6 protein-coding genes and 1 riboswitch are annotated in these 7,869 nt (G+C 58.9%); of the genes, 1 reads left to right on the top strand and 5 read right to left on the bottom strand.

Going from position 1 to position 7,869, the window contains the following annotated elements; translation table 11 throughout:
• Positions 1 to 464: 464 nt before the first annotated feature.
• Positions 465 to 956 carry an RNA recognition motif domain-containing protein gene (locus ACM3N8_RS20510; protein ID WP_042036224.1) on the top strand — a complete coding sequence of 164 codons (492 nt, stop codon included), beginning with the start codon at positions 465 to 467 and terminating at the stop codon, positions 954 to 956.
• 18 nt (positions 957 to 974) lie between these two features.
• Here ACM3N8_RS20510 and murI read toward each other — a convergent pair whose 3' ends face one another.
• The 5 genes from murI to ACM3N8_RS20485 all read right to left on the bottom strand — a co-directional run bounded on the left by murI (position 975) and on the right by ACM3N8_RS20485 (position 7,855).
• Positions 975 to 1,766, bottom strand: a complete 792-nt coding sequence (murI, locus tag ACM3N8_RS20505) for a glutamate racemase (protein ID WP_290019325.1) — start codon at positions 1,764 to 1,766, stop codon at positions 975 to 977.
• Positions 1,767 to 1,882: 116 nt separating this feature from the next.
• Complete coding sequence (locus ACM3N8_RS20500) at positions 1,883 to 3,718, bottom strand: TonB-dependent receptor domain-containing protein (protein WP_290019326.1); 1,836 nt, start codon at positions 3,716 to 3,718, stop codon at positions 1,883 to 1,885.
• Between the two features lie 51 nt (positions 3,719 to 3,769).
• A riboswitch (cobalamin riboswitch) is annotated at positions 3,770 to 3,948 on the bottom strand.
• A gap of 113 nt (positions 3,949 to 4,061) precedes the next feature.
• On the bottom strand, positions 4,062 to 5,252 hold the full coding sequence (locus ACM3N8_RS20495; protein WP_043557384.1) for an MFS transporter: 1,191 nt from the start codon (positions 5,250 to 5,252) through the stop codon (positions 4,062 to 4,064).
• Between the two features lie 109 nt (positions 5,253 to 5,361).
• Entirely contained in the window at positions 5,362 to 6,105 is a 744-nt protein-coding gene (locus tag ACM3N8_RS20490) for a LytR/AlgR family response regulator transcription factor (protein WP_290019327.1), read from the bottom strand.
• Between the two features lie 76 nt (positions 6,106 to 6,181).
• On the bottom strand, positions 6,182 to 7,855 hold the full coding sequence (locus tag ACM3N8_RS20485; protein ID WP_043140345.1) for a sensor histidine kinase: 1,674 nt from the start codon (positions 7,853 to 7,855) through the stop codon (positions 6,182 to 6,184).
• Between the last annotated feature and the right edge of the window lie 14 nt (positions 7,856 to 7,869).

The raw sequence follows: 7,869 nt of genomic DNA, 5'->3' as shown, positions 1-7,869 counted from the left end.
CTTGATTCAAATTGTTAAAGAGCGTCACGCTTGTCGCGTTGAGGAGGCGCATATTACGCTCCTCACTTCGAAAGTCAAGCGATTGTTTTCGCTTTTCTTTCGGCGCCCACTTCGCTAGGAAGCTGGCTCATCAGGTTGGCGTGTTCCGCCGTGCTGGTAGGGGCGCATTATAGGGAGCCGCGTCGCGATGACAAGGCTTTTTTTGAAGAAAGTCACGGAAACTTCAAAATATCCAATTAGAAACAGCTTACTCAGTGTATATATACAGTGTTATCCACAAGCCGATGATTTCAGTCCTGTTTTATCATCATTTAAGTGGGTCTTCCCCCATTAAGGGATGCCATACTGGAACGGATAATGTGTCCCAAGTGGTCCATGGTAGCGCCCGGCTGGAAAGCTGGTTACCATGGAGGTGAATAGAGTGTTGCACCTTTTTTGCTTTCATTTACAAAAGGTCTTTAAAGATGAATTTATCCAAGTTTCCCGTTTATGTGCAGGCGGCCATCCTTGCCCTGGTATTGGCGCTGGTTGGTTATCTGGTTGCCCAGGCTCTGCAGTTTTCTTTGAAAGCCGAAGTGATTTTTGCTGTGGGTCTGGCCATTGGTGGTTTCATCGTGCCGCTGCTCCTTAAGCGGACACCTGCCGCCACGGCTGAGCTGGTCTCCGGCCAAGAGACTTGTACCTTATATGTAGGCAACCTGCCCTATCGCGCCAACGAGATTGCCGTACGCGAGCTGTTTGCCGAACAAGGCCAGGTGATCTCGGTCCGTTTGATGAAGGACAAGGCTACCGGCAAGCGCAGAGGATTTGGTTTTGTGGAGATGCCCGCCGCCGATGCAGCCAAGGCAATCACGGCGCTCAATGACAAGGAGTATCAGCAGCGCACCCTCAAGGTACGCGAAGCCAACGACAAGCGGGATAAAGATGAGAGGGAAGGAAGCGAGGTCGACGCCTGATCCCTTGGCGGTAACGAACTAGTACCAAACCTCTTCGAGTGATGACAGCCCCCAAGCTTGCAAGGGGGCTGTCAGTTTTTGGGCTTCTGCATCCAGTCGGGTGCAATAGGCCCTGGCCTGCACCATGGCCTGAGAAGCCGGCTCAGCGATAGTCGTCAATAGATGTGCCACCCGTCTTGCCACCGCGTCCCCTGAATCCACCAGCTGACATCCTGGCATCAGTTGCCGGATCTCGTCATTGAACAACGGGAAATGGGTGCAGCCCAGCACCAGGGTATCCGGCCTTTCCTCTCCTTCCATCCAGTCCGCCAATACCTCCTGCAGCAACGCCATGTTTACCGGTCGTCCCGCCAGCTTGTGCTCGGCCTCGATGACCAGCTCGGTCGCGCCCTTGAGCAACACCCGCTTGCCCGGCGCAAACTGGGCAATGAGTTCGTGAGTATATTCACGACTGACGGTACCCGGGGTTGCCAGCAAGCCGATGCAACCATTGCGGGTCAGGGCGGCCGCGGGCTTGATGGCGGGAACCACGCCGACTACCGGTATGGTCAGGGCGTCACGCAAGGATGGCAGGGCTATGGTGCTGGCCGTGTTGCAGGCAATCACCACCAGATCGATGGCATGCTCGGCCACCATGTGGCTGACCAGTCGGGTACAGGCCGCAATGAGGGCCGCCTCACTCAGTTCACCATAGGGGAAATTGGCGTTGTCGAAACAATAGAAGTAGCTGTGTGCCGGCAGCGCACGGCGGATCTCGCGATAGATGGTCAAGCCACCCATGCCGGAGTCGAACACTAGAATATTGGCCACCTGACCTCCCCCTTTGGTGCAAGACGGCGATCATACTCCCGCCGACCGCCAATAGAAAAGGCCCTGCACATGGCAGGGCCTCGCTTTTTCTCTTCTATATATAGCAGCACTGGCGATCAGAGGCGGTAGTCCGCCGTCAGCTTGAACTCGGTCCCTGCCGACGCATAGCCATAGGCCGGGGCATAGTCGCGATCAAACAGGTTGTCGATGCGGCCACCCAGCGTGAACTGAGGCGTCACCCCGTAGCTGGCCCCCAGATTGATCAGGGTGTAGGAACCCAGCTCTACCCGCTCAGCCGGGAAGCTGCTGAAGTTCTTGTCATCCCGCTTGCCCACATAGAGCAGTTCGGTTGAGAGATCGACCGGGCCCAGCTGTACCTGGGTCAGCCAGCTGGCCTTCTGCTTGGCACGACGCAGCAGTTGCTGGTCACCATCGTTCTTGTCTTCGGTCTTGGTGTAATCGAAGCTCAGATCATGATGGAGCGGTCCGGTTTCCAGACCCAACGCCACTTCCACGCCGCGGATCTCTGCATCCGTGTTGTCCGGCTTGCAGGTGGAAAACGCACTCTGGCAGGCGATCAGGTTCTGGATCTGATTGCGATACAGGTTCAGCGACCAGTCCCAACCGGTATAACGGCCGGTGAAGCCCAGCTCTAGGTTCTTGCTCTCTTCCGGTTTCAGATCCGGATTCTCATAACCGGGATAGTAGAGGTCGAGGAAGGTCGGCGCCTTGAAGCCGGTGCCATAACTCAACCGCACATTGTGGTTGTCATCTATGTCCAGCCCGCTGGCGGCGGACCAGGTGTTGTGACGGCCATACTGCTCGTTGTCATCGGTGCGGCCAGAAAGCTCCCACAGCAGGGCCTGCCAGCGGTAGCTGCCCACCGCGAACAGGCCCGTGTTGTCGCGATCGGGGGCATTGAACGCCTGACCAGAGCTGCGCGAGTCGGATTTCAACTGCTCCTGCTGCCAGTCGGCGCCACCGGTCAGGTTGAGCCCCTCGACGCCACTCCAGCTGTTGATCCAGGAGAAACGGGTCAAGCCGGTGTGGATCGGCTGGGCGCTGGATTCTCCCTTGCTCTCCCACCAGCTCTTCAGCTTGTTCTCGCCATAGCTGGCTTCCAGCCGGCTGGTCAGCGTCTCGTTCTGGAACTTGAGACCGCCATCATACTGGAAGGCCTGTACCCGACTCTGATCGGCCGACTGATAGGCATCATCCATCTCGGTCTGGTTGTCATAACCCTGAGCGTTGAAGTCCGCACTCCAGGCATCATTGAAGGCATGGTTCAGCCCGATCTGGCCATTCAGACTGTCGAAGCCATCCCGATCCGGCTGCTGGGCATTGGCCACCACATCGAAACCATCGGTGCGCTCGTAGCCGATCATCATATTCATGTCGGTCTGCTGACCCAGGGCCTGCACGGTACGCACCTGACCCTGGCCGTAACCATTGCTGCCCACGCCCCCCTTCAGGTGGGTCTCGCTGCCATTCTTGGCGGAGGTCTTGGTGATGAGGTTGATGACGCCGCCGATGGCATCCGCGCCATAGACAGCAGCACGCGGGCCCCGGATGTACTCGATGCGCTCGATATTGCCCAGCGGGATCTGGCTGAGGTCTGGCGTGCCGGCCACCATGGCGGCGATGGGGCGCCCGTTCATCAGCACCAGTGAATGGTTGGAGTTGGTACCGCGGATGAACAGGCTGCTCATGTGCCCTCGCCCACCCAGCGTGGTGATCTGCACACCCGGCAGCGTCTTCAACAGCGCTGGCAGGCTCTGCACCTGACGGGATTCGATCTCGGCGCGATCGATCACCACAACGGGTGCCAGAACTGTGCTGATGGGTTGTTCCACCCGGTTGGCGGTGATCACCAGGGTAGGATTGACGGGGATGGTCGTCTGGGCGAAGGCCGCCGTTGGCAACAGGGCAGCCACCAATAATTTCTTGGACATGAGAGATCCTTAAGTTCGCGTAAGCATCTACTTCGTGGCCGGTTTCTCTCGGCCCGAAATACGAACTTTGGCAGGTCTTCGGGCTGGGGGGCTGATGGCCTACGGCGACGGCTTCCCACCTGACGGCAGTGCCCTGATGTCGCTTCGTTCCCCCTTACCGCTGCGCGCCAGCTCCGGATTTTCACCGGATTCCCTATTAAGCATGATGCGCCAAAGTGGGGGGGATTATAGGAAAGGGCGGCACAAGAGTATAGATATTTAGCCATCTATACGTCTTTTGATGAAAGAAAAACCTGAGCCCATCGGGCTCAGGTTTCATGTCGTCATCGAGCGAGGCGAACCCTCAATCGGTGCAGAGCGGCTTGGGAGCCGGCAGACGTATGGTGAGGGAGAGCACCAGGGCCACCACCATCAGCACCAGAATCAGGTTGAAGGTCGCCATGAAGCCGCCGAACAGGGAGGCCACTATGGAGCCTATGATGCTGCCCAGACCAAAGCCCAGATAGATGACGCCGTAGTTCTTGGTCAGGTTGTTGAGACCGAAGAAGTCGCTCACCAGCGAGGGATAGACTGTGATGGTGCCACCGAAGCTGAAGGCCACGCAGGCTACCGCCACGAAGAAGAGGTTGGCATTGAGCGGCACGAACAGCAGCAACGCCATGCCACACAGGGTGATCAGCTGGGCTATGGTGATGACCCGGATGCGGGACATCTTGTCAGACAGTATGCCCAGCACCAGCCGACCACCCAGGTTGGCCATGGCGATGATGGCGACCGCATTGGCGGCAACCGCAGTCGACAGACCCACCATGTTCTCGCCTATGTCCTTGGCCACACCGATGACGTAGAGGCCGCTCATGCAGGCGGTGAGGAACATCAGCGCCAGCATCCAGTACTGCGGCTTGCGCATCGCCTCGGCCAGGGTGAAGTCACGGCTTTCGGTCTGCTGCACTGAGGCGGCCTGCTTGGGCGCATCCTTCATCAGCATGCCGCCCACCAGCACCATGGACATGGCGATCAGCCCCCACAGCTGGAAGGTCGCTTCCAGACCGTTGTTGGAGAGCAGCAGCAGGTTGATGTATTTGAAGCCGAGACTGCCGAGGCCATAGGCACCGATGGAGCAGGCGGAGATGAGCCCCTTGCGCTCCGGGAACCACTTCACGCAGTTGGAGAGGGTCATCAGGTAACCGGTCCCGTCGGCGAAGCCCACCAGTATCCCCGCACAGAGGTAGAGCATGGCCAGGTTGCTGGCGTGGGCGGTGAGGAAGAAGCCGATGCCAAGCAGCACGCCGGCCCCCAGGGTGACGTTGCGCACCCCGAACCGCTCCTGCAGCTTGCCCGCCATGGAAGAGGCCACCGCCAGTGACAGGCTGAGCAGACCGAAGGCAAACGCCACCTGGCTGACCGGCTCGTCCAGCTTGTCGGAGAGCTGGGCGTTGAACAGGCTCCAGGTGTAGACGGAACCCAGCGCAAACTGGGTGATGATGGTACCTATCAGGGTCAGATAGCGGGTGCGATTCATCTCTTTGGTCATGATGCGTCTCGGTCGATGGCCTTAAGGAAATTGAGGCCACTATAGGCAAGACGCAGCTCGCGCCGACCGATTAAGGCATGAAATGCAGATCGGCGGGAATGAATGACAATCAGAGCCGCATCAGCTGACGGAACGCCTTGATGTTGCTGCGGCTGACCGGCACCTCGAACGGCAGGTCATGGAGCCGGATGAGATAGGTGCTGTTGAACCAGGGCACTATCTCGCGGATCTTGTTGATGTTGACGCAGTAGGAACGATGGCAGCGAAAGAACCCCTCCGCCGGCAGCCGGCTGACAAACTCGCTGATGGTCATGGTCATCACGTAGCGATCGGTGCGGGTATAGACATAGGTCAGCTTCTCGTCCGCTTCCGCGTAATAGATCTGCTCGCAGGGGGTGACTATGATGCGCTCCCCCTTCACCAGATTGACGGTGCGATTCTGCGGGCTGATCACGTCTCCGCTAGCCTCTCCCGTGGTGGCTGGCTGCGACTTGCCCGCGTGCTCGAGCTTTTGCAGCAGATTGATGATGCGCGGCTCGTTGTAGGGCTTGAGGATATAGTCGAACGCCTCCAGCTCGAACGCCTCCACCGCAAACTCCTTGTAGGCGGTGACGAAGACGATGTGAGGCGGATGGCTCGACTTGTGCAGGTTCTTGGCCAGCAGCAGGCCATCGATGGAGGGGATCTGGATATCCAGAAACACCACGTCCACCTCGTGATCCTGCAGGTATTTGAAGGCCTCGAGCCCGTCCTCGAAGCTCGCCACTATCTCGATCTGGCTGTGCTGGCTCACCAGATAGATGAGTTCCTCACGGGCCAGATATTCATCTTCGACAATAATGGCTTTCAGCATTGCGTTGCCCCTAGCTGGGAAGAAGAGCAGGTCAGCACCTCTCGAGTCAGAGACTCGTCCTCAACAGTGATGTCTCTCAGCATGGCATGGCCTCCTGATCCGGCAGATAGAAACAGACTTCGGTACCCGGTTCCAGCCGCTTGAGCTGCAGGCCGTCACCGTACAGCAGCTTGACCCGCTGATGAACGTTCATCAGGCCTATGCTGCGGCTCTCCACCCGACCGGCAGCCACCCCATCGATCACCGCCTGACTGATGCCATAGCCGGTGTCGCGCACCGCCACCCGGATACCACCCGCCAGCTGCTTCACCTCGATAGTGACCCGGCCCGGCGCGCTGCGGGGCTGGATGCCGTGCAGGATGGCGTTTTCCACCAGCGGCTGCAACAGCAGGCTCGGCACCTGGATGTGGACGTCGTCCACCTCGAACACCACCTCCAGTTTGTCGCCAAAGCGGGCCTGCTCGATGGCCACGTAGTCGCGCACCTGCTGCAGCTCCTCCTGAATGTCGATCAGCTCATCCCCCTTGTTGAGGTTGTAGCGCAGGTAGTCCGCCAGATTGGCAATGAGCTGGCGCGCCTGCTGGGGACGAATGCGGATCAGGGATGAGATGGCGTTGAGGGCATTGAACAGGAAGTGCGGGTTGATCTTGCTCTGCAGTGCGGTGAACTCCGCCTTGCGAGTCATCTCCTTCAACTGCTCGATACGCGACACCTCCATCTGGGTGGAGATGAGCTGGGAGAGGCCCACCGCCATCTCCCGCAGCGAGCTGGTAATGCTGTGGGTGCGGCGGTAATAAATCTTGAGAGTGCCGCTGACGGCGCCGTTTTCCCGCAGAGGAATGATGATGACAGAGTGAAAATCTGACAGGTGATACTGGCGCAGATCGTTGTTGATGATGATTTGGTCCAGCAGCACGGCCTGCTGGGTCATGCCACTGATGGCGTGGTGTTCGTCCAGCTCGTAGTAATCCTTGCCTACCCCCACGTAGGCCAGCACGTCACGGGTATCTGTGATGGCCACCGCATCGGCATGGATCTCGTTGCAGATGACGCCGCACACCTGGCCGAGGGAGTGGCGATCGACCTTCTGGAAGAAGGGCAGCGTCTTGTTGGCGATATCGAGCGCCAGCTTGGCCTGCTTGGCGGCAATCAGCTCTTTCTCGTCATCCAGATCCTGCACCAGCTTGATGATGAGCCCGATGCAGAGCGCGCCGGCGATCATCGGATAGGCGATGTGGCTGACGATCTCCACCCCTACCTCATGAGGTTCGGTCAGCAGCCAGATCAGCAACATGGTCAGCCCCTCGCACAACATGCCCGCCAGTATGCCGTAGAGCCAGAGTCGCGACTTGCGGCAGCGCAGGTGCAACCAGGTGGCGAGCAGACCGGCGATGATGCTGGCGATGAGGCAAGGTATCGAGGTGTGGCCATCCATGTCGATGAGGTAACGGTGCAGGCCCGAGATGACCCCGGCCGGGATGCCAACCCAGGGGCCGAACAGTATGCCGCCCGAGATGATGGCGATGATCCGCACGTTGATCAGCGCCCCTTCCACCGGAATGCCGGTGTAGGTACTGAACACGGCGAACAGGCCGAAGATGGAGGCGACCAGCACCAGCTCGGCCGGGGTGTGATCCCGCTTCTGGAACAGCCGCTGGAACGGCCTGGTGCGGGTCAGGAAGAACAGGGTCATCAGCATCAACGCCGCCCGTTCGAATACCGCCAACAACATCATCTGATTTTCGAGCAAGACAGGGATCCCGT

The sequence above is a fragment of the Aeromonas sp. A04 genome (assembly GCF_047780465.1).
GTDB classification, from domain to species: domain Bacteria; phylum Pseudomonadota; class Gammaproteobacteria; order Enterobacterales; family Aeromonadaceae; genus Aeromonas; species Aeromonas bestiarum.
This window is presented reverse-complemented; position numbering and strand designations above follow the sequence as displayed.